Annotated in this window: 22 protein-coding genes; 14 read left to right on the forward strand and 8 right to left on the reverse strand. The window is 54.4% G+C overall.

Annotated elements, in window-relative coordinates:
• Positions 1–69 precede the first annotated feature (69 nt).
• The gene (locus BUA39_RS12725) at positions 70–309 is read right to left on the reverse strand and encodes a DUF2842 domain-containing protein (protein WP_072793594.1); all 240 of its coding nucleotides are present in this window, start codon (positions 307–309) and stop codon (positions 70–72) included.
• A gap of 4 nt (positions 310–313) precedes the next feature.
• Positions 314–1,609 (reverse strand): adenylosuccinate synthase, encoded by a 1,296-nt coding sequence (locus tag BUA39_RS12730; RefSeq protein ID WP_072793595.1) that lies wholly within the window; start codon positions 1,607–1,609, stop codon positions 314–316.
• 191 nt (positions 1,610–1,800) lie between these two features.
• Between BUA39_RS12730 and BUA39_RS12735 the strand changes: the two genes are divergently transcribed.
• Together BUA39_RS12735 and BUA39_RS12740 are read left to right on the forward strand one after the other, a co-directional pair.
• Complete coding sequence (locus BUA39_RS12735) at positions 1,801–2,100, forward strand: YciI family protein (protein WP_072793596.1); 300 nt, start codon at positions 1,801–1,803, stop codon at positions 2,098–2,100.
• 92 nt (positions 2,101–2,192) lie between these two features.
• Positions 2,193–2,588 carry a DUF6524 family protein gene (locus BUA39_RS12740; RefSeq protein WP_072793597.1) on the forward strand — a complete coding sequence of 132 codons (396 nt, stop codon included), beginning with the start codon at positions 2,193–2,195 and terminating at the stop codon, positions 2,586–2,588.
• Between the two features lie 5 nt (positions 2,589–2,593).
• Here the strand turns inward: BUA39_RS12740 and BUA39_RS12745 are convergent, their stop codons facing one another.
• From BUA39_RS12745 to nthA, 3 genes are read right to left on the reverse strand one after another with little or no spacing between them, the layout of a single operon-like run.
• Entirely contained in the window at positions 2,594–2,923 is a 330-nt protein-coding gene (locus BUA39_RS12745; protein WP_072793598.1) for a nitrile hydratase accessory protein, read from the reverse strand.
• Positions 2,920–3,591: a nitrile hydratase subunit beta gene (gene nthB / locus BUA39_RS12750; protein WP_072793599.1), complete on the reverse strand. Its 672-nt coding sequence runs from the start codon at positions 3,589–3,591 to the stop codon at positions 2,920–2,922. The genes BUA39_RS12745 and nthB overlap by 4 nt, the downstream gene beginning before the upstream one ends.
• The gene (gene nthA / locus BUA39_RS12755) at positions 3,588–4,208 is read right to left on the reverse strand and encodes a nitrile hydratase subunit alpha (RefSeq protein ID WP_072793600.1); all 621 of its coding nucleotides are present in this window, start codon (positions 4,206–4,208) and stop codon (positions 3,588–3,590) included. Before nthA ends, nthB begins: the two co-directional genes overlap by 4 nt.
• Positions 4,209–4,358: 150 nt before the next feature.
• On the opposite strand from nthA, the gene secG reads away from it, so the two are divergent.
• The 11 genes from secG to BUA39_RS12810 all read left to right on the forward strand — a co-directional run bounded on the left by secG (position 4,359) and on the right by BUA39_RS12810 (position 13,682).
• Complete coding sequence (gene secG / locus BUA39_RS12760; protein ID WP_072793601.1) at positions 4,359–4,721, forward strand: preprotein translocase subunit SecG; 363 nt, start codon at positions 4,359–4,361, stop codon at positions 4,719–4,721.
• Between the two features lie 232 nt (positions 4,722–4,953).
• Complete coding sequence (locus tag BUA39_RS12765; RefSeq protein ID WP_072793736.1) at positions 4,954–6,597, forward strand: CTP synthase; 1,644 nt, start codon at positions 4,954–4,956, stop codon at positions 6,595–6,597.
• A 117-nt stretch (positions 6,598–6,714) separates the two neighbouring features.
• Positions 6,715–7,167, forward strand: a complete 453-nt coding sequence (locus BUA39_RS12770; protein ID WP_072793602.1) for a GNAT family N-acetyltransferase — start codon at positions 6,715–6,717, stop codon at positions 7,165–7,167.
• A gap of 116 nt (positions 7,168–7,283) precedes the next feature.
• Positions 7,284–7,706 (forward strand): tellurite resistance TerB family protein, encoded by a 423-nt coding sequence (locus tag BUA39_RS12775; protein ID WP_072793603.1) that lies wholly within the window; start codon positions 7,284–7,286, stop codon positions 7,704–7,706.
• Between the two features lie 45 nt (positions 7,707–7,751).
• Positions 7,752–8,189 carry a tellurite resistance TerB family protein gene (locus BUA39_RS12780; RefSeq protein ID WP_072793604.1) on the forward strand — a complete coding sequence of 146 codons (438 nt, stop codon included), beginning with the start codon at positions 7,752–7,754 and terminating at the stop codon, positions 8,187–8,189.
• Between the two features lie 165 nt (positions 8,190–8,354).
• A complete protein-coding gene (locus BUA39_RS12785) occupies positions 8,355–9,131 on the forward strand; it encodes an ABC transporter ATP-binding protein (protein WP_072793737.1) in 777 nt (258 codons plus the stop codon).
• A 23-nt stretch (positions 9,132–9,154) separates the two neighbouring features.
• Positions 9,155–9,880 (forward strand): transporter substrate-binding domain-containing protein, encoded by a 726-nt coding sequence (locus BUA39_RS12790; RefSeq protein WP_072793605.1) that lies wholly within the window; start codon positions 9,155–9,157, stop codon positions 9,878–9,880.
• A gap of 48 nt (positions 9,881–9,928) precedes the next feature.
• Positions 9,929–10,813 carry an ABC transporter permease gene (locus tag BUA39_RS12795; RefSeq protein WP_072793606.1) on the forward strand — a complete coding sequence of 295 codons (885 nt, stop codon included), beginning with the start codon at positions 9,929–9,931 and terminating at the stop codon, positions 10,811–10,813.
• Complete coding sequence (locus BUA39_RS12800) at positions 10,810–11,616, forward strand: ABC transporter permease (RefSeq protein WP_072793607.1); 807 nt, start codon at positions 10,810–10,812, stop codon at positions 11,614–11,616. The genes BUA39_RS12795 and BUA39_RS12800 overlap by 4 nt, the downstream gene beginning before the upstream one ends.
• 67 nt (positions 11,617–11,683) lie before the next feature.
• Positions 11,684–12,367 (forward strand): type 1 glutamine amidotransferase, encoded by a 684-nt coding sequence (locus BUA39_RS12805; protein WP_072793608.1) that lies wholly within the window; start codon positions 11,684–11,686, stop codon positions 12,365–12,367.
• 109 nt (positions 12,368–12,476) lie between these two features.
• Positions 12,477–13,682: a DegT/DnrJ/EryC1/StrS family aminotransferase gene (locus BUA39_RS12810; RefSeq protein WP_072793609.1), complete on the forward strand. Its 1,206-nt coding sequence runs from the start codon at positions 12,477–12,479 to the stop codon at positions 13,680–13,682.
• A gap of 52 nt (positions 13,683–13,734) precedes the next feature.
• On the opposite strand, the gene phaR is transcribed toward BUA39_RS12810, so the two are convergent.
• The 3 genes from phaR to phaC form a co-directional block, all read right to left on the reverse strand.
• Entirely contained in the window at positions 13,735–14,280 is a 546-nt protein-coding gene (phaR, locus tag BUA39_RS12815; RefSeq protein ID WP_072793610.1) for a polyhydroxyalkanoate synthesis repressor PhaR, read from the reverse strand.
• A gap of 118 nt (positions 14,281–14,398) precedes the next feature.
• Positions 14,399–14,839, reverse strand: coding sequence for a phasin family protein (locus tag BUA39_RS12820; RefSeq protein ID WP_072793611.1), 441 nt, complete (start codon positions 14,837–14,839; stop codon positions 14,399–14,401).
• 127 nt (positions 14,840–14,966) lie between these two features.
• Positions 14,967–16,760 (reverse strand): class I poly(R)-hydroxyalkanoic acid synthase, encoded by a 1,794-nt coding sequence (gene phaC, locus BUA39_RS12825; protein ID WP_072793612.1) that lies wholly within the window; start codon positions 16,758–16,760, stop codon positions 14,967–14,969.
• 106 nt (positions 16,761–16,866) lie between these two features.
• Between phaC and phaZ the strand changes: the two genes are divergently transcribed.
• Entirely contained in the window at positions 16,867–18,138 is a 1,272-nt protein-coding gene (phaZ, locus tag BUA39_RS12830) for a polyhydroxyalkanoate depolymerase (RefSeq protein WP_072793613.1), read from the forward strand.
• Positions 18,139–18,168: the final 30 nt, after the last annotated feature.

Genomic DNA, 18,168 nt, shown 5'->3' on the forward strand with positions numbered 1-18,168 from the left:
AGCCGCCAACGCATTGAACTAAAAAGAAAGCCGCTCAAATTGAGCGGCTTTTTTTATTTCTGAATTGGCTTAGCGGTCGCCATCTTCATCTGGCGCGGCCTGACCGACCCCCATGAACACGCGCTTCAGCGGGAAAACCCACAAGACGCCAAGACCAACGTAGATCGCCAGTTCCAGCAAGATCGACGGGCGGCCCAGCCAGCCCAGAACCGTTGTCGCCAGAACCGAGGCAAGGATCATGTAAATGGGCAATCCGATCACAAGGATCAGGATCGCCCAACGTCGTTTTGCTTTGTGAGAGAGGGCCACAGGATCAATCCGCGAAAGGGTCTGTCACAAGGATCGTGTCGTCACGCTCTGGCGAGGTCGACAGCAACGCGACCGGGCATTCGATCAGTTCCTCAACGCGTTTCACATATTTGATCGCATTTGCAGGCAGATCATTCCAGCTGCGCGCGCCTTCGGTGGATTCGGACCAACCGGGCATTTCTTCATAAATCGGTGTGCAACGCGCCTGTTGATCGGCAGCGGTTGGAAGATAGTCCAGCTTTTCGCCGTCCAACTCATAACCGATGCAAATTTTCAGCGTCTCAAACCCGTCCAGAACATCCAGTTTGGTCAGAGAAATCCCGTTGATGCCAGAGGTTGCGCAGGTCTGGCGCACAAGGCAGGCATCAAACCAACCACACCGGCGCTTGCGGCCTGTGGTGGTGCCAAATTCATGCCCGCGCGTGCCAAGGCGGTTGCCATCGTCATCCAACAGCTCAGTTGGGAAAGGCCCCTCACCCACTCGGGTGGTATAGGCTTTAACGATGCCCAAAACGTAGTCGATGGACCCCGGCCCAATTCCCACGCCTGTCGCCGCTTGACCGGCGATGACGTTGGACGAGGTCACAAAGGGATAGGTGCCAAAATCGATGTCCAGCAATGCGCCCTGCGCGCCTTCAAACAAGATACGCTTGCCCGCTTTGCGCTTTTCGTTCAGCACTTTCCATACGGGCGCGGCAAACGGCAGAATTTTCTCTGATATCTCTTTCAGTTGCTTAACCAACGCATCGCGGTCGACCGCTTCGATGCCCAGGCCTTTGCGCAGCGGATCGTGGTGTTGCAGCGCGCGATCGACGCGGGCTTCAAGCGTGGCTTCGTCCGCAAGGTCGGCAACGCGAATGGCGCGGCGTCCGACTTTGTCTTCGTAAGCTGGACCAATGCCGCGACCGGTGGTGCCGATCTTGGTGCCTTTGGAGGCCGCTTCTTCGCGCGCACGGTCCAATTCGCCGTGGATTGGCAGGATCAGCGGTGTATTTTCCGCGATCATCAGCGTTTCAGGAGAGATGTCGACACCCTGCGCCGTGACCGTTTCGATCTCTTTAATCAAGTGCCAAGGGTCAAGAACCACGCCATTGCCGATCACTGACAGCTTCCCACCGCGCACAACACCGGATGGCAGCGCATGCAGTTTATAGACCTGTCCGCCAATCACGAGGGTATGGCCGGCGTTATGTCCGCCTTGGAATCGCGCAATGACATCAGCACGTTCGCTGAGCCAATCTACGATTTTGCCTTTACCTTCATCGCCCCATTGGGCGCCGACGACGACTACGTTGGCCATATCTGGTCCTTGCTTTCAAGAGTCAAACCCGCGCCCTTGTAACGACAGTCCCTGCGTTGTGAAACCTCAAATCGCATCTGCGGCAACTCACCCCATAAATTATCGGTCGGCTGGGCTGACAGGCCTCGCTGATCTGGCGCTATGCTGCGGTCTCTCGTCGCTTAATCTGGACTGATAACGAGGAGAGTTTCATGCCGAACGCCTATTGGGTGGTACTATTTGAAGACCAACCCGAAATGAACGACCACCGGCGCAAGCACCGCGAGGCGCATATGGACTTTCTGCGCACCCATGAAAACCGGATCAAAATCGCAGGCGCGATGCGGCCTATGCCCGGAGCACCGTTTTGCGGCGACATGTGGATCGTAAAGGGCTGCGATTTTGAAGACGTTGTCGATATCGTCCAGAAGGACCCCTACTATGATCCCCAAATCCGGCAGTTCCGAATATTCTCGTGGGGCAAGTCGCTTGATAAGCCTGTGACGCTGTGACGTTTTCTTGCGGATATGCCTCCACCACTGGACAAGGCAGCTAATTTTAAGCACATCCTAAACCTAGGACGATTGTTACTTCGGAGGGTCAGATGGGCTATTTCTTGCGTTGGATATTTGCTTTTCTGTTGCTGGCGCTTACGTTCAACCCGACGGACTTCAACTACATTCGCTGGAGCCTCAACAACTATTCTGAAGAATTGCCAATCACCGTCTTAATGGGTCTTCTTCTGGCCATCGGCTACATCATCTATCTGCGCGCGACTTTGCGCAGCATCGGCGGCTTTGGGATGTTTCTGATCCTTGCGGTCTTTGGTGCCCTAATCTGGGTGCTTTATGACTGGGGCATCCTGACGCTTGAAAACCGTGCGCTGAACACATGGCTGGGGCTGTTGTCGTTGTCACTGGTTCTGGGCATTGGCCTGAGTTGGAGCCTTGTGCGCCGCCAGCTCACTGGTCAGGCCGATATCGACGATGTCGACGAATAAAGCGCTTAGGTGCCGAGTTTAACCGGCTGCCCATGCGGCGTATTTTGATAAGCCGTCGTCCATGCGTCTTTGAGCGCTTGTAAATCCAGCCCAGTCGCAAGCCCCTTGGACACCAGCAGCGTTTCTAGCGCGTCAATCCACGCTAAGAAATAGTCATTCCCACCGTCTAACGCACCATCCAACCGATGTGCCGCAAGCGTGGCCCCAAAAGTTTCCGTCCATTCAGACCAAGTGAATTGCCCGGCCTCATTCAGGTGGACCGTCAAGGCAAAGACGTCCGCATGCCAAGGCTGTTCAAAGCGGGGTTCGGGGCGCTTGGTGTTTGATTGCGTCATGCCGGGCTCAGATAAGATTGCCAGATATCAAGGATCACTTCATCACCTTCGGCGGCCGCGTCGCCCCATAAGCTTTGTGCTGGGAACGCCACGGCATAAAGCGGCTCTGGGTTTTCGCCCAAACCATGGGCATTGGTGTCTGGCAGGACATGCGCGCCATGGCACAAAACAACATGACCTGTCTTTCCCGCAGCATATGCAGGCAGGCGCGTGTGGCCGCCCTCTACATACTCATTGCGCGCCAAGGTGCGTGTTTGCACGGCTTGTCCGGGGTTAAATCTTGGCAGTTCGGTGTTTTCACGTAAAGACGGCCCACCACTGCTGAGCACTGCGGCGACGCGCTCGCCTTTCAACTGCCGCTCTGCCAAAGCATAGGGGCCAGAGGCTGTCGCTGTCTCAAGTTCCACTTCAGACACCAGCCCTTTTTCCACCAGAAGGTCCGCGAGCCCCGCCATCCATTTTTCGTAATAGCTGAACCGGCTGTAGTCCTTGGGCGAAAGGCACTCGCGTGCATGGCGCGACATATCGATATTCCATTGCCCCAAAGCACCTGAGGCAAGGTTCAGCGCCAAGGCATGCCCATGCCAGTCTTTTTCAAAGACGGCTTCATCTTCAGGCGTGATCGGACCATCGCCAAAACGCCCGCCCATATCGTGAACCCTGCTCATGTGGTTGGCCTCTGCACCAGCCCGGTCCCGATCATCGCATCGCGCGTGACAAGCCCTGCCAATGCGTCTTCATCCCAGCCGTCGGTCCCTGCAGGACGTTCGGGCACCACGAGATATCGAATTTCAGCGGTGGAATCCCAGACCCTGATCTTTGTGTCCTCAGGCAGCATCAGCCCAAATTCCGAGAGCACCTTGCGCGGCTCACGCACGACCCGCGCGCGGTAGGCATCCGATTTGTACCAGCCCGGCGGAATCCCCAAAAGCGGCCATGGATAACAAGAGCACAAGGTGCAGACGACAACGTTATGAAACTCGGGCGTATTCTCGACAAAGACCATATGTTCGCCTTGGCGACCGTAATACCCAAGCTCTTGCAGCTTTGGCATCGGATCGTCCAGCATCGCTGCCTGGAAGCCCTCATCCAACCACATCTTGGCAACGACGCGCGCGCCATTTTGCGGACCGACCTTGTTTTCGTAGGTGTCAATGATGGCCTGCACGGCGGTGGGATCAACAAGCCCCTTTTGCACCAAAAGCGTTTCCAACGCCTTGACCCGCAACACCGGGTCATCGGGCAAATGGGAGTGAGGATGTGAATGTGTATGGCTATCAGTCATGTCTGATATGCCATCACCGTCGGCGTGCAATGTCTATAAAAATGTCCATAGAGCAGATGAAAATTGATCTGACAAACCGCCTTGCCCTGCCAGCTAAAACTGCATAGATAGCGCGCTGAAGTATCCGAACGCTCACAAAGACAGGTTCTTATGGAAAACGTTGTCCTTACCATTCACCTTCTATTGGCGCTGGCCCTGATCGGCATCGTCTTGATGCAACGTTCCGAAGGCGGTGGCCTTGGTATGGGTGGCGGCGGCGGCGGTGCCGTTTCGGGCCGCGCGGCGGCAACGGCGTTGGGTAAGGTCACATGGTTTTTGGCAGCAGCGTTCATCTGTACCTCGATCACGCTGACCATCATTGCTGCAAAAAACGCAGGCAACAGCTCTGTGATTGATAGCCTCGGCTCTGATCTGACCGCTCCTGCGTCAGCCACACCGGTTGCGCCTGCAGCAGACAGCTTGCTGCCACCGGCGGAAGGTGACGACGCGCCTCTGGTGCCAAAAGCGAACTGATCAGCACATTTGGTTGCCCGGGTTTTTGGCTGCGGGCCTACCACCATAGCTTGAGTTTATCGGCAGGTCCGCAACAGCATCTTGCGGTCCATTGCCAAGTTCGAGCGAATCCTTTATGTCTTGAGTCCCGTGATGCTACGGCAATTTACGTGCCGTGGGTGCTCGCATTTTTGAAATTTCACGCCGCAAGTTAATCGCTGGTGTGATGGCAATCACGGGGGTCGCCAAACCTATGGCACGGTTCATTTTCATCACAGGCGGTGTTGTCTCTTCGCTGGGCAAAGGATTGGCCTCAGCGGCTTTGGGCTCACTGCTGCAAGCACGCGGATATTCGGTGCGGCTGCGGAAACTGGACCCTTACCTCAACGTTGATCCCGGCACGATGAGCCCGTTTGAACACGGTGAGGTTTTCGTGACCGATGACGGTGCCGAAACCGACCTTGATCTGGGCCACTACGAACGTTTCACCGGCGTCCCTGCGCGCATGACGGATTCGGTGTCCTCGGGCCGCATCTATTCCAACGTTTTAGAAAAAGAACGCCGCGGCGATTATCTGGGTAAAACCATTCAGGTGGTGCCTCACGTCACAAATGAGATCAAAGACTTCATTTCTATCGGCGAAGACGAAGTTGACTTCATGTTGTGCGAAATCGGTGGCACCGTTGGTGACATCGAAGGCCTGCCCTTCTTTGAAGCCATCCGCCAGTTCAGCCACGACAAACCGCGTGGCGAATGCATCTTTATGCACCTGACCTTGCTGCCGTATTTGGCCGCCTCTGGCGAACTTAAAACCAAACCAACGCAGCACTCCGTGAAAGAGCTGCAGTCAATCGGGATCGCACCTGACATTCTTGTCTGCCGTTCTGAGCAGCCAATTCCTGAAAAGGAACGCGAGAAGATCGCGTTGTTCTGTAATGTGCGCAAAGAAGCCGTTGTCGCCGCTTACGATCTGAATTCTATTTACGAGGCACCGCTGGCCTACCACAAAGAAGGGCTGGATCAGGCGGTTCTGGACGCCTTCAACATTGCCCCCGCCCCGAAACCTAAACTGGATCGCTGGCATGACGTCTATGATCGTATCCACAACACGGATGGCGAGATTTCGGTCGCGATTGTGGGCAAGTACACACAATTGGAAGACGCCTACAAATCCATCAAAGAAGCGCTGATCCATGGCGGCATGCACAACCGCGTTAAGGTGAACGTGAACTGGGTTGACGCAGAGGTTTTCGACAAGGGCGACGCGGCCCCCTATCTGGAAGGCTATGACGCAATTCTCGTTCCCGGTGGGTTTGGCGAACGTGGAACCGAAGGCAAAATCAAAGCAGCGCAATTCGCGCGTGAGCATAAGGTGCCCTATCTGGGCATCTGTTTGGGCATGCAGATGGCTGTTATTGAAGCCGCGCGGAATGTGGCCGGTGTCGCTGACGCCGGGTCAGAAGAATTTGACCATGAAGCTGGCAAAAAACGTTTTGAACCCGTCGTTTACCATCTGAAGGAATGGGTGCAGGGCAACGCAAAAGTAAAACGCAAAGCCGATGACGACAAAGGTGGCACCATGCGTTTGGGCGCTTACAATGCGACTTTGGCCGAAGGCTCCAAAGTGGCAGAGGTCTATGGCACCAGCGCCATCGACGAACGCCACCGCCATCGGTATGAGGTCGACATCAAATACCGTGAACAGCTTGAAGACGCCGGGCTGAAATTCACCGGGATGAGCCCGGATGGTCGCCTGCCAGAGATCGTAGAATGGAAAGATCACCCTTGGTTCATCGGGGTGCAATTCCACCCCGAACTGAAATCCAAACCTTTTGATCCGCATCCATTGTTCAAAGAATTTGTGCGCGCGGCCAAGGATAACTCGCGTTTGGTCTAAGTGCGGGCCTGATAAGCCCACACCAAGCCACTCAGCGAACCTGCGCACATCGGAATCGCCTGAATCGCAAAATCATGTTATAGACCCTTTGCGGCTTACACCCGCAGGGGAGGATCTATGACAGACATCGAGTATCGCCGGGCCAATGTGTCCGACGCAAGAAGACTTGCAACCATTGGCATCGCAGCACTGCAACAGGCCTATTCCGCAATCGATCAAGACGATCCGCAATTAGACGATGCGGCGCATATGCTGGTTGCGACCGAAGGTAGCCGCATCATTGGGTATGTCTCAAGCAAAGCGGGCGACAATCACATCTCCGACCTTTGGGTTGCGCCAGATCGTCAGGGGCTTGGCATCGGAGGAGAGCTTTTGGTCCGAATGGAGCAAGATATCCGCGCACGCGGCTTCGCGGATTTGCATCTTGAGGTTCTGACCTCCAACACCCGCGCCATCGGTTTGTTTAAGTATCGCGGCTATAAGGTGATGAAACAGGGGATGAAAATGGATACGATACAAGCTGTCCCCTTTCACGTGACCGAGTTGCGCAAACCTCTGATCGGCGCCTAAGCCGCAGCAGATTTGTCACCCTCAAAATCATTTCTATTCTGCCCCATCAGGTCCCATTGCGCAGCGCTTGCGTTTGACGCAAGGAGAGCAAAGCAAGACCACGTTGGAGAAGACAGATGTGGGAAGGGTTGATTTCCCGCCTGAGAGGCACGTCCAAAAAGGCACCGGCACTACCGGAGCCAGATGAATCCCTGGCGCTTGGGGCGCTTTTGGTGCGCGTCGCGAAATCCGACCACCACTATCATGTGAGTGAAATTGCTAAGATCGATCAGATCCTCGCAAAATCGTTTCAGATCAATGCCGTTCAGGCCGCCAAAATGCGGGCCACATGCGAGAAGCTGGAAAAGCAAGCGCCTGGTACGCCTGACTTCGCCATTCTGATCCGCGAGCATGTGGATTACCAGCACCGTCTCGAGATGGTTCAAGCCCTATGGGATGTGATTCTGGCAGACGGCGCGGACACGCCCGAAGAAGACGCGGCCTTGCATGAAATCGAAAAGCACCTTGGTATTCTGCCGGAAGACAGTCCCGCGCCCTAAGCATTGGGCGTTGACCTTTGCGATGGCAAACCCGATGTATGTCTCATGTTTGCAGATCTTCTAAAGCGCCTGACCGCGCCCTCGCCCGCCCCACTGACCGACACAGATGCAAGGTTGGCCCTGACGGCAATACTGGTGCGCATTGCCCGCGCCGATGGTCATTACGCCACCGCTGAAATCGAACACATCGATCAGATCATTCGCACGCGTTTTGGCCTATCACCATTTGAAGCAACTGCCCTGCGCAATGAGGCCGAAACGCTGGAGTCCGAGGCCCCAGACACCGTTCGCTTTACCCGCGCGATCAAAGACGCTGTTTCGCACGAAGATCGAATCGGCGTCATTGAGGCCATGTGGCAGGTCGTTTTGGCGGACGGAGAACGAGACGCAGAAGAAGACGCACTTTTGCGTCTGGCAGCCAATCTGCTGGGCATCAACGACCGCGATAGCGCGCTGGCGCGGCAAAGGGTCAGCCCGAGCTAACCAAGTCTCGGACCAAGACTTCGCTGGCCGTATGTTGCTCATTTCATAAGAGTTCCTCAGCGGAATTGTCGTCTATCTACGGATTTATCCGTTTTGCGAGTTGCAATTGCCGAATTTTTCATTGCAATTGGACTTAACGATAAAAAAATCTACGGGGAATATCACGTGACCGACACAACGCCGGTTCTCGAAATCCGTGACCTTCACAAAGCCTATGGCCAGCTCGAAGTCATCAAAGGGGTCGACATCACAGCCCACAAAGGCGACGTCGTCAGCCTGATCGGAAGTTCTGGGTCAGGCAAGTCTACCATTTTACGCTGTGCAAACCTGCTGGAAGACAGCCAGCAAGGCGAAATCCTTTTTCAGGGCGAAGCGGTGAAATGGAAAGGCGACGGCATGGCCCGTGTGCCTGCTGACGCCAAGCAAGTCCTGCGCATCAGAACCAACCTTTCGATGGTATTCCAACAGTTTAACCTTTGGGCACACATGACGATCTTGCAGAATGTCATGGAGGCCCCGGTAACGGTTTTGGGCCGCGACAAGGAAGAAGTCGAAGCCAAGGCGCGGCTTTATCTTGAAAAGGTCGGCATTGGCGACAAATGCGATGTTTACCCTGCGCAACTGTCCGGCGGGCAGCAACAACGCGCCGCAATTGCCCGTGGCCTTTGCATGGAACCGCAGGCGCTTTTGTTTGATGAACCAACGTCGGCTTTGGACCCAGAACTTGAGCAGGAAGTGATCAAAGTGATCAAGTCCCTCGCCGAAGAAGGCCGCACCATGTTGATTGTCACCCACGACATGAAAATGGCGGCAGATATCTCAAGCCACGTGGTTTTCTTGCACCAAGGGCTGATTGAGGAAGAAGGCGCGCCCGATCGGCTGTTCGGCGCACCGAAATCGGAAAGACTGAAACAGTTCTTATCTTCGACTGTGCACGTCTGAAAATAACAACGGGAGTTATTTAGATGAAAAAACTGACACTTAGCACCGCAATTCTGGCGCTCACAGCAAGCGTCGCGCTGGCTGGAAGCCACTCTGTTGTGCGTATGGGTACAGAAGGTGCGTACCCTCCTTACAACTTCATCAACGATGACGGCGAAGTGGACGGCTTTGAGCGTGAGCTTGGCGATGAGCTTTGCAAACGCGCAGAACTGACCTGTGAGTGGGTGACCAACGAATGGGACAGCATCATCCCGAACCTCGTGTCTGGCAACTACGACACTATCATCGCGGGCATGTCCATCACCGACGAACGGGACGAGGTGATCGACTTTACGCAGAACTACATCCCACCAGAAGCTTCTGCCTATGTGGCGCTGTCTGAGGATGCGGACCTGATGGGCGTGATTGCATCGCAAACCAGCACCATCCAATCCGGCTACATTGCGGAAAGCGGCGCGACCCTGCTGGAATTCGCAACCGGCGACGAAATCATTGCAGCTGTGCGCAGCGGTGAAGCGGATGCGGCCTTTTTCCAAGGCTCGTTCCTTGAGCCGATCGTCGCAGAATCCGATGACCTGATGTTTGTTGGCGAACCTGTTGCGCTTGGCGGCGGCGTTGGCATCGGGATGCGTGAATCTGATGGAGAGTTGAAAGCCAAATTCGACGCGGCCATTGACTCGATGAAAGCGGATGGCACGCTGAACGAGATGCTGATCAAGTGGTTCGGTGAAGACCAAGTGACCTACTAAAACCATTGGGGCGGCAGGCCATCTGCCGCCCTTCGACATTGAGTTTTCATGTTTTCTTATTGCACTGATCCAGACACACTCAGCGGATTTTCATGGCTGTCCTGCTATCTGACGACAGGCAAGCACATGGCATTTTACCGTGCATTTGGGACGGTTCTGCTGCTTTTGGCGATTACGGCCCCAACCGCCTTGGCGTTTGGTTTCTGTGGTGCCCGCGCCGCCCGTAGCCAAGTTGCGCCGCTGCGGTGGTTTGGAAAGATCTACATCGCAATCGTGCGCGGTGTACCTGACATTGCGTTTTTTCTCTTTTTTGTCATCGCCTTGGATCAAGCGTTTGAATGGCTGCGCCATCAAGTCAAATGCCCCGATTGGGATGAACCCATCCGTCAGGGCAATGATTTTGTCGTCTGCCAGATTGCCAAGATGCCGCTTGGGAACGCGCCACAATGGGTGCATGAAACCTATGGTTTTTTCCTTGCCATCCTGACCTTTGCCATCGTGTTCGGCGCCTTTGCCGCCAACATTCTTTACGGTGCCATGAACACCGTCCCCCATGCCCAGATGGAAACCGCAGAGGCCTATGGCATGAACCGCAAGCAAGCGTTTTGGCGGGTGATGGTGCCGCAGATGTGGGTTTACGCCCTGCCCGGCCTGTCAAACCTCTGGATGGTGCTGATCAAAGCCACGCCGCTTCTGTTTTTGCTGGGCGTCGAAGACATCGTGTATTGGGCGCGGGAACTCGGCGGTAGCAAGACCGCGCGCTTTTCTGACTACCCACACCCGGATTGGCGCATGTGGTATTTCCTTGCGCTGCTGGTTTTCTACCTTGGCTTCACCAAAGTGTCTGAAGTGGTGCTGGATCGCCTGATGACGCGCCTGACCCGAGGCCAAGCCACCATGGGCGGCGAAGCGCAAAGAAAGGCCGCCGCATGAGCTGCTGGGACACTATCCAAGCCTATGGGTTGCGCGCGGTCGGCATTGGCGAACGCCTTTTGCCGCGCAGCGACTTTACGCTGTGCGAACAATTCACCCTGATCGGTTCCGGCATGATCTGGAACATCTATTTCGGTGTATTTGCTCTGATCGCTGGCTTCTTCTTTGCGGTCGCATTGGCACTTGGCAAAGCCAGCGCCAATCCGTGGCTGCGCAAACCTGCCAATTGGTTCATTTTTATCTTTCGCGGCAGCCCGCTGTTTATCCAGATCTTTTTCGCCTATTTCGCCTTTGTCAGCCTGAAAAGCGTCTCGAGCATCTTTGACGCCTTCAGCGCTGCTTGGGCCGGGGCTCTGGTGGTGCTGTTCCTGAATACAGCCGCCTATTCCGCGCAGATTTTTTATGGCGCGCTTTTGTCCATTCCGAAGGGAGATATGGAGGCCGCCGACGCCTATGGCATGGCCGGCTGGGCGCGGTTTCGCCGGATCACATTCCCAACGATGATGCGGCTGGCGTGGCCCTCATACACCAACGAAGCGATCTTTCTATTTCACGCCACCACGTTGGTGTTCTTCTCTGGCTTTCCGGCGTTTCGTCAAAAGGGAGATGCGCTTTATTATGCAAACTACTTTGCCGACAAAACATTCAACCCCTTCATCCCCTATCCCATACTCGCAGGCTATTTCATCCTGCTGACATTGGTGATTATCGGCATTTTTGGCCTTGCAAACCGGCGGCTCAATCGCCATTTGCCGCAGGACCGACGCAAGAGATTGCGCATTCGCCCGAACCTGATCCGGTGATGAAACGTTGAATTGGCATGCGCCGCGCTTGGCGTGATCCAACCTGCCAGACAAGAGATATGCCCCGATGAAAATTGGTATCCTTCAAACCGGTCCCTTCGCTGAGGAAGTGCAAGCCGTCACAGGAGACTATGACGTCATGTTCAAATCTCTGCTGTCGGGTCAGGGTTTTACCTTCGAGGTCTGGCGCGTCTTTGAAGATGAAATGCCCACCAGTATCGAAGACTGCGAAGGCTGGCTGATCACAGGGTCTAAGTTTGGTGTCTATGAGGATCATCCGTGGATCGCCGTGATGGAAGACTTCATCCGAGACTGCATCGAAGCGGCTCGGCCAATCGTTGGCATCTGTTTCGGTCACCAGTTGATCGCTCAGGCGCTTGGCGGAAAGGTTGAGAAATTCGAAGGCGGCTGGTCTGTGGGCCGTAAGCTCTATGACTTTGGCGGCATCGACCTGCCGTTGAATGCTTGGCACCAAGATCAGGTGGTTGAAGCGCCAGAAGGCGCGCGCACCTTGGCATCCCATGACTTCTGCAAACATGCAGCACTTCTTTATGGCAACCGGGCTTTGACCATCCAGGCGCACCCCGAATTTGGCCCGGAAATGGTCGAAGGGCTTGCGCTGACACGTGCTGAAATCGTCAATGACCCGGCGCAAATCTCAGAAGCCTTGCTCGCATTGGATGAACCCTTGGCGAATGAAATCATCGGGGATCAGATTGCTGACTTTTTCCGCAGCAATCGCCCGTCGTGATCTGACAACACTTTACAGAATTTTCGCAAATCGACGTCAGGTTAGGACTCGTCTTTGCCGCCGCACGGATTTAGAATTCTGAAAGTTAGTATTAAGAAAAGCCAAAGATATGTCCCTGCCTGACGTCTATTCCGCCGAACCGATTCCAGCCGCCGCCCAAGCCGAGGTTGAACGCCTTCTTCAGACGGGTGACCTGTTTCGCTACACCGCCGCCGAAGATGCGCCGGTTTCGTTGCTAGAAGCGGAGTTTGCGGAACTCTTGGGCAGCAAATACGCACTGGCAGTTAGCTCTTGCTCTGCAGCTTTGTTCCTGTCGCTCAAATCGCTTGGCCTACCCCGCGATGCACGCGTATTGATCCCCGGCTTCACTTTTGCAGCTGTGCCGTCGTCAGTTGCCCATGCCGATCTGGTGCCAGTCCTCTGCGAAGTGGGCGAAAACTACCGCATCGACATGGCAGATTTCGCGGCAAAAATTGATGATGTTCAGGCAGTGATCATCAGCCACATGCGCGGGCATACGTCGGACATGGACGCGATCATGGCGCTGTGTGACGCGAAAGGCATCCCAGTGATCGAGGATGCGGCCCATAGCCTTGGCACCACATGGCACGGGCGCAATATTGGCACCATTGGCAAAATTGGCTGTTTTTCGTTTCAGTCTTACAAGCTGATCAACGCGGGCGAAGGCGGTATCTTAGTGTCTGACGACGCGGACCTAGTGGCGCGTATGGTCATTATGTCCGGCGCCTACGAACACAATTGGCAAAAGCACAAATCCCGCGCGGGTGACAATACGGATGAATTGCGCCAAGCCTTTGCGAAGTGGCAGAACCAGTTGCCGCTTTACAATCTGCGCCTTTCAAATCTATCGGCCGCGATTATTCGACCGCAACTACCCGAACTCGCACGGCGTGTGCGCGATGGCCGTTCCAACCATGACTATGTTGCAGACCGCCTAAACAGCAGCGTTTGGATGCAGGTGCCCGACAAACTCGCGCCCGAAGAACGCGCGCCGGACAGCATTCAGTTCAACCTTGTTGATATGGATGACCAGCAGGTCATGGCGTTTCAATCCGCTGCGCAGGCGCGTGGGCTGAAAGTGCAAGTCTTTGGGGCTTCTAAGGACAACGCACGTGCGTTTTGGAATTGGCAGTTCATCAGGGACTTGCCTGAATTGCCGAAAACCCGCGCGATGCTGATGAAAGCCTGCGATGTGCGCCTGCCTGCGCGCTTAAAGAAGCCAGACCTAGATGCCGTTGCCAATGTGCTCCTGGCGGCCATCAACGATGTGATGGCCCCGACACCTGCTGAATAATCCCGAACGGGATGCTGGCAAAGCAAAGGCCCCAAACGGGGCCTTTTTTGTTTTAGGACAGCTTTGACAGCTTGGCTTGAAGGTCGGCGAGCTGTTTCTTTATATCGTCAAGCGCTTCGCCATCTTCCTTGGCCGCCACTTCTGGCTCTTCAGCAGGCACGGTCGAGCCCGGCCAGCTCCCCATTTTGCCAGTCATGGCCTTCAAAAAGGCTTCTTGCTGCGCCTGCATGGCCGCCATCGGATTTATCGACGACATGTTCTCAACCATCTTGGATTGGCTTTCACGCAGCATTTCAAAACTGGTCGCCAAGAACTGCGGCACTACACTTTGCGCTTGATTTGTATAAGAACGCACGAGGTCCGTCAGCACATTGATCGGCAACATGTTTTCGCCGCGGCTTTCGTGTTCAGCTATGATCTGCAAAAGATATTGCCGTGTCAGGTCATCGCCGGTTTTTAGGTCGACAATCTGAACTTCGCGCCCGTCGCGGATGAAAGATGCAATATCCTCCAATGTCACGTAATCGCTGGTTTCAGTGTTATACAGTCGACGGCTCGCATAGCGCTTAATCAACAGCGGCGATTTGGTCTCAGCCACGGGCAGCCTCCCTATTATGCAGCATTGCAGAAAAGCTTATGCGAGTGCAGAACAAAAAGAAAGGGCGAGCCTGAGGCTCGCCCGATCCTTTTGGACATTGTCCAATAAGTAGCTGTGCTTACTTAGCAGCTTTTTTCGCTGCTGCAGTTGCGTCCGCAGTTGCTTTCTTAACAGCTGCAGTTGCGCCTTCAGTTGCTTCTTTGGAAGCAGACATCATCAGTTCAACAGTTTCGGATTGAACTTTTTTCGCAACTTCAGCGAAGGCCGCCATATTTTCCGCAGCAACTTCAGCCTGCGCAGATGCGAAGTCAGTCATTGCTTTCGCGTAGTCTGCAGGCTCTGGTTTCGCTTTGGACATATCTGCCAGTTTGGTCAGAGTGTCTTTGGTCCACTTGGAAGAGATTTCAGAGGATTTCTCTGCAGCTTCCAGCGCAACGCCAGCCAGTTTTTCGTTCAGTTCTGCAGTGCTTTTGAACGCGTCGTCCAGAGCGGAAGTGTCCACTGGAAATGCGCCCATCATGTCTTTCAGAACGGCGGTCATATCTTGAGTTTTTGCCATTGTCTTAATCCTACATAGATGTGCGGGCCTATCCCGCAGTTTCTGCATCTGCAAACTATATACATGCCGCACTGCAGCATTTCAAGTATTTTTTCTGCATCGCAGCAAAATTAATTTCAATTTGAGATCAACGCGTTGCTTGGATCTTTACGTAAGACCCCGGTGCATCCTCTAGCGGAGGATGATCCGAATCGCCCGGTTCGCGCGCTGGGATCATCTTCCCAGACTGAGATGACAACCATGTGTCCCAACGCGGCCACCAAGACCCTTCGGTGTATTCTGCTTTCTCGATCCACTCATCCGCAGAAAGATTCAGATCCTTGTTGGTGTAGTGCCCGTATTTCTTCTTGCTGGGTGGATTGACGATACCTGCGATGTGGCCAGACTCAGAAACGATAAAGGTGCGGTTTTTGCTTTTGGTCTGCTGGAAGCCCCGATAGCAATCTTTCCAACGCGCAATATGGTCGGTCTCACAGGTGACTGCGCAGATGGGCAACGTCACGTCGCTGATGTGCAGCTTCTCGCCAAACATCTCAATGCCCTCGTCCACAAATTGGTTTTGCTGGCAAAGTTTGCGCAGATACTGCACCACCATAACGCCCGGCAAGCCCGACCCATCGCCGTTCCAGTACAACAGATCAAAGGCCGGCGGCGCTTCCCCCATCATGTAACTGCGAATGGCGGGACCGTAGATTAGGTCATTGGAGCGCAGGAAGCTGAAGGTGCGCTGCATAATAAAGGAGCGCAAGATGCCTTCTTCATCCGCCTCTTCCTCGATGCCATCGACAAAATCGTCCTGCAGGAAGGGCGTGAATTCGCCTTGGTCTGCGAAATCCGTCAATGTCGTAAAGAAGGTCGCGGATTTGATGGATTTGTCGCCCCGCTTTTTCAACAGCGACAAAGTCAGGTTCAGCGTGGTGCCGGCGATGCAATAGCCCACAACATTGAGTTGCTTTTGCTTGGTCAATTTCTTGACCTCATCCATCGCAACCAGATAGCCCTCTTCGATGTAGTCTTCGAGGCTGACATTTGCGAAGGACCGATCCGGGTTAACCCAGCTGACCACAAATACGGTGTATCCTTGATCCACCAGCCATTTGATTAGGCTATTCTTTTCCTTGAGGTCCAAAATGTAATATTTGTTGATCCAAGGCGGAAAAATCACCAGCGGGATCTCATGGACCTGATCTGTGGTCGGAGCATATTGCAAAAGCTCCATCATGCGATTGCGGAAAACCACCTTGCCTGGCGTGGTCGCAACGTTCTTGCCAAGTTCAAACGCATTTTCGTCCGCGAGCTTTACTATCAACTCGCCATTGTTGGCCTCTAAGTCACGGATCAGGTTTTCTAAGCCTGCAATCAGGGACTTCCCTTCGGTCTCAACTGCCTTTTCCAACGCATCTGGATTGGTGCCAAGAAAGTTCGTCGGCGCCATCATGTCGACGATTTGGTCCGAGAAATACTTCAGTCTCGCGCGTTCCTTTGAGGGTAAATCTTCTATTGAATCCACAGCGTTACGGATCGCTTCGGCGTTCAGCATGTATTGCTGTTTGATAAAGTTGAAATAGGGATTGCTTTGCCAGAGCGGGTTGGCAAAACGTCGGTCTGTTGGGGTTGGGTCTTCGGGCGCTTCCAGTTTGCCTTGTGCCAGCATGTGCTGCGCCTCGACAAAGTGTTTGACCGACTTCCCCCAGAACTCCATCTGCTGTTCAAGCACTTTAGATGGGTTATCGACCATCTCTGCCCAATAGGCGGTCGCTGCATTGGTAAAGACATCTTGATTCGGTGCGGCCAGTTCTGGTCGGACCGGACTATGTTTGGCCATTATTTCAACCAGACGTTGAGAAAGTTGCTCTACTTTCTCTAAATTCTTGTTAAGTTCCTCGTATTTCGCGACTGCGGCACCGTCGTCAGTTGTCATATCAATCACCAGACCTTATCGTCGCTGCTACGCAGCAATTGTGTGCGGCCGAAGGGGAGTCGGCCTTAATACCTCGTACAATAGCGAGGAAACTTAGGAGACGCCAATGCGATACATGGCCACCTACGACCTGATGGAAACTGTCCGCAACACCAACCAATGGCTGGGCGCGACCGCTAAAGCCATGACTGCCTACCCCATGTTTTCCATGGTGCCGAACCCCGCCCTGCATTGGATGGGGGCCTGGGGCGAAGTGACCGAGCGTACATACGCGCGCATGGTCACTAAACCTGATTGGGGCATCCATTCTTTCACCTGCGAAGACGGCAAAGACCACGTGGTCCAAATTGAAACAGTCGTGGAACGTGATTTCGGCGATCTGATTCATTTTTCCGTCCAAGGCCGCAAGCGCAAGCGCAAACAGGTGATGCTGGTTGCGCCAATGTCTGGTCACTACGCGACGCTCCTGCGTTCAACCGTGATCTCCCTATTGCCGGATTGTGAAGTTTACGTAACCGATTGGCACAACGCCCGCGACATTCCGGTCTCTGCTGGCAAGTTCGACGTCGAAGACTACACGCTCTACCTTGTCGACTTCATGCGAGAGTTGGGGCCCGAAACCCATGTCATTGCGATTTGTCAGCCAGCACCGCTGACGCTGGCCGCGACCGCTTATCTGGCAGAACAAGACCCAAAGGCGCAGCCGCGCACTTTGACGTTGATTGGTGGCCCGATTGACCCGAATGCAAATGCGACCGACGTGACCGACTTTGGTCACCGTGTGTCCATGGGGCAATTGCAGGAAACCATGATCCAACGCGTTGGCTTTAAATATGCTGGCGTTGGGCGCAAGGTCTATCCCGGACTGCTGCAGCTGAGTTCCTTCATGTCGATGAACGCAGAGCGCCATTCGCAGGCCTTTATGAATCAAATTACGCGCGTGATGAAGGGCGAAGCCTCTGATCACGACGCACACAACCGTTTCTATGACGAATACCTTGCTGTCATGGATATGCCTGCAGAGTTTTATCTGTCGACGGTTGAACGCATCTTTAAGAACGGGGAAATCGCGAACAACGAATTCGTTGTTGCGGGTCATAAGGTCGACATTGGCAAGATCACCACGGTCGCGGTGAAAACCGTTGAAGGCGCGAAAGATGATATATCGGCCCCCGGCCAATGTGTTGCCGCGCTGGATCTGCTGACCGGTCTGCCGGACGAAAAGAAAGCAAGTTACGTCGAACCCGAAGCCGGTCACTATGGCATCTTCGCAGGTCGCAGCTGGCGCAATAATATCCGCCCGCTGGTTTTGGATTTCATCCAGAGCAACAGCCCAGAGCCGCAGAAGAAACCAGCAAACAAAAACGCGGCCGCGTAAGGCCGCGTGGAACTCTGTTGTATCGGATGT

Origin of the sequence: Cognatishimia maritima, assembly GCF_900129685.1 — a bacterium.
In the GTDB taxonomy this organism is placed as follows: Bacteria; Pseudomonadota; Alphaproteobacteria; order Rhodobacterales; family Rhodobacteraceae; genus Cognatishimia; species Cognatishimia maritima.

Coding starts and splice junctions, on each gene's coding strand:
- phaC (WP_072793612.1), bottom strand. CDS start 16,760: ATGACAACTGACGACGGTGCCGCAGTCGCGAAATACGAGGAACTTAAC.
- BUA39_RS12780 (WP_072793604.1), top strand. CDS start 7,752: ATGTTTGCAGATCTTCTAAAGCGCCTGACCGCGCCCTCGCCCGCCCCA.
- BUA39_RS12810 (WP_072793609.1), top strand. CDS start 12,477: ATGTCCCTGCCTGACGTCTATTCCGCCGAACCGATTCCAGCCGCCGCC.
- BUA39_RS12820 (WP_072793611.1), bottom strand. CDS start 14,839: ATGGCAAAAACTCAAGATATGACCGCCGTTCTGAAAGACATGATGGGC.
- BUA39_RS12745 (WP_072793598.1), bottom strand. CDS start 2,923: ATGACGCAATCAAACACCAAGCGCCCCGAACCCCGCTTTGAACAGCCT.
- BUA39_RS12735 (WP_072793596.1), top strand. CDS start 1,801: ATGCCGAACGCCTATTGGGTGGTACTATTTGAAGACCAACCCGAAATG.
- BUA39_RS12790 (WP_072793605.1), top strand. CDS start 9,155: ATGAAAAAACTGACACTTAGCACCGCAATTCTGGCGCTCACAGCAAGC.
- BUA39_RS12775 (WP_072793603.1), top strand. CDS start 7,284: ATGTGGGAAGGGTTGATTTCCCGCCTGAGAGGCACGTCCAAAAAGGCA.
- BUA39_RS12770 (WP_072793602.1), top strand. CDS start 6,715: ATGACAGACATCGAGTATCGCCGGGCCAATGTGTCCGACGCAAGAAGA.
- phaZ (WP_072793613.1), top strand. CDS start 16,867: ATGCGATACATGGCCACCTACGACCTGATGGAAACTGTCCGCAACACC.
- BUA39_RS12795 (WP_072793606.1), top strand. CDS start 9,929: ATGTTTTCTTATTGCACTGATCCAGACACACTCAGCGGATTTTCATGG.
- BUA39_RS12740 (WP_072793597.1), top strand. CDS start 2,193: ATGGGCTATTTCTTGCGTTGGATATTTGCTTTTCTGTTGCTGGCGCTT.
- secG (WP_072793601.1), top strand. CDS start 4,359: ATGGAAAACGTTGTCCTTACCATTCACCTTCTATTGGCGCTGGCCCTG.
- BUA39_RS12730 (WP_072793595.1), bottom strand. CDS start 1,609: ATGGCCAACGTAGTCGTCGTCGGCGCCCAATGGGGCGATGAAGGTAAA.
- BUA39_RS12800 (WP_072793607.1), top strand. CDS start 10,810: ATGAGCTGCTGGGACACTATCCAAGCCTATGGGTTGCGCGCGGTCGGC.
- nthA (WP_072793600.1), bottom strand. CDS start 4,208: ATGACTGATAGCCATACACATTCACATCCTCACTCCCATTTGCCCGAT.
- nthB (WP_072793599.1), bottom strand. CDS start 3,591: ATGAGCAGGGTTCACGATATGGGCGGGCGTTTTGGCGATGGTCCGATC.
- BUA39_RS12765 (WP_072793736.1), top strand. CDS start 4,954: ATGGCACGGTTCATTTTCATCACAGGCGGTGTTGTCTCTTCGCTGGGC.
- BUA39_RS12805 (WP_072793608.1), top strand. CDS start 11,684: ATGAAAATTGGTATCCTTCAAACCGGTCCCTTCGCTGAGGAAGTGCAA.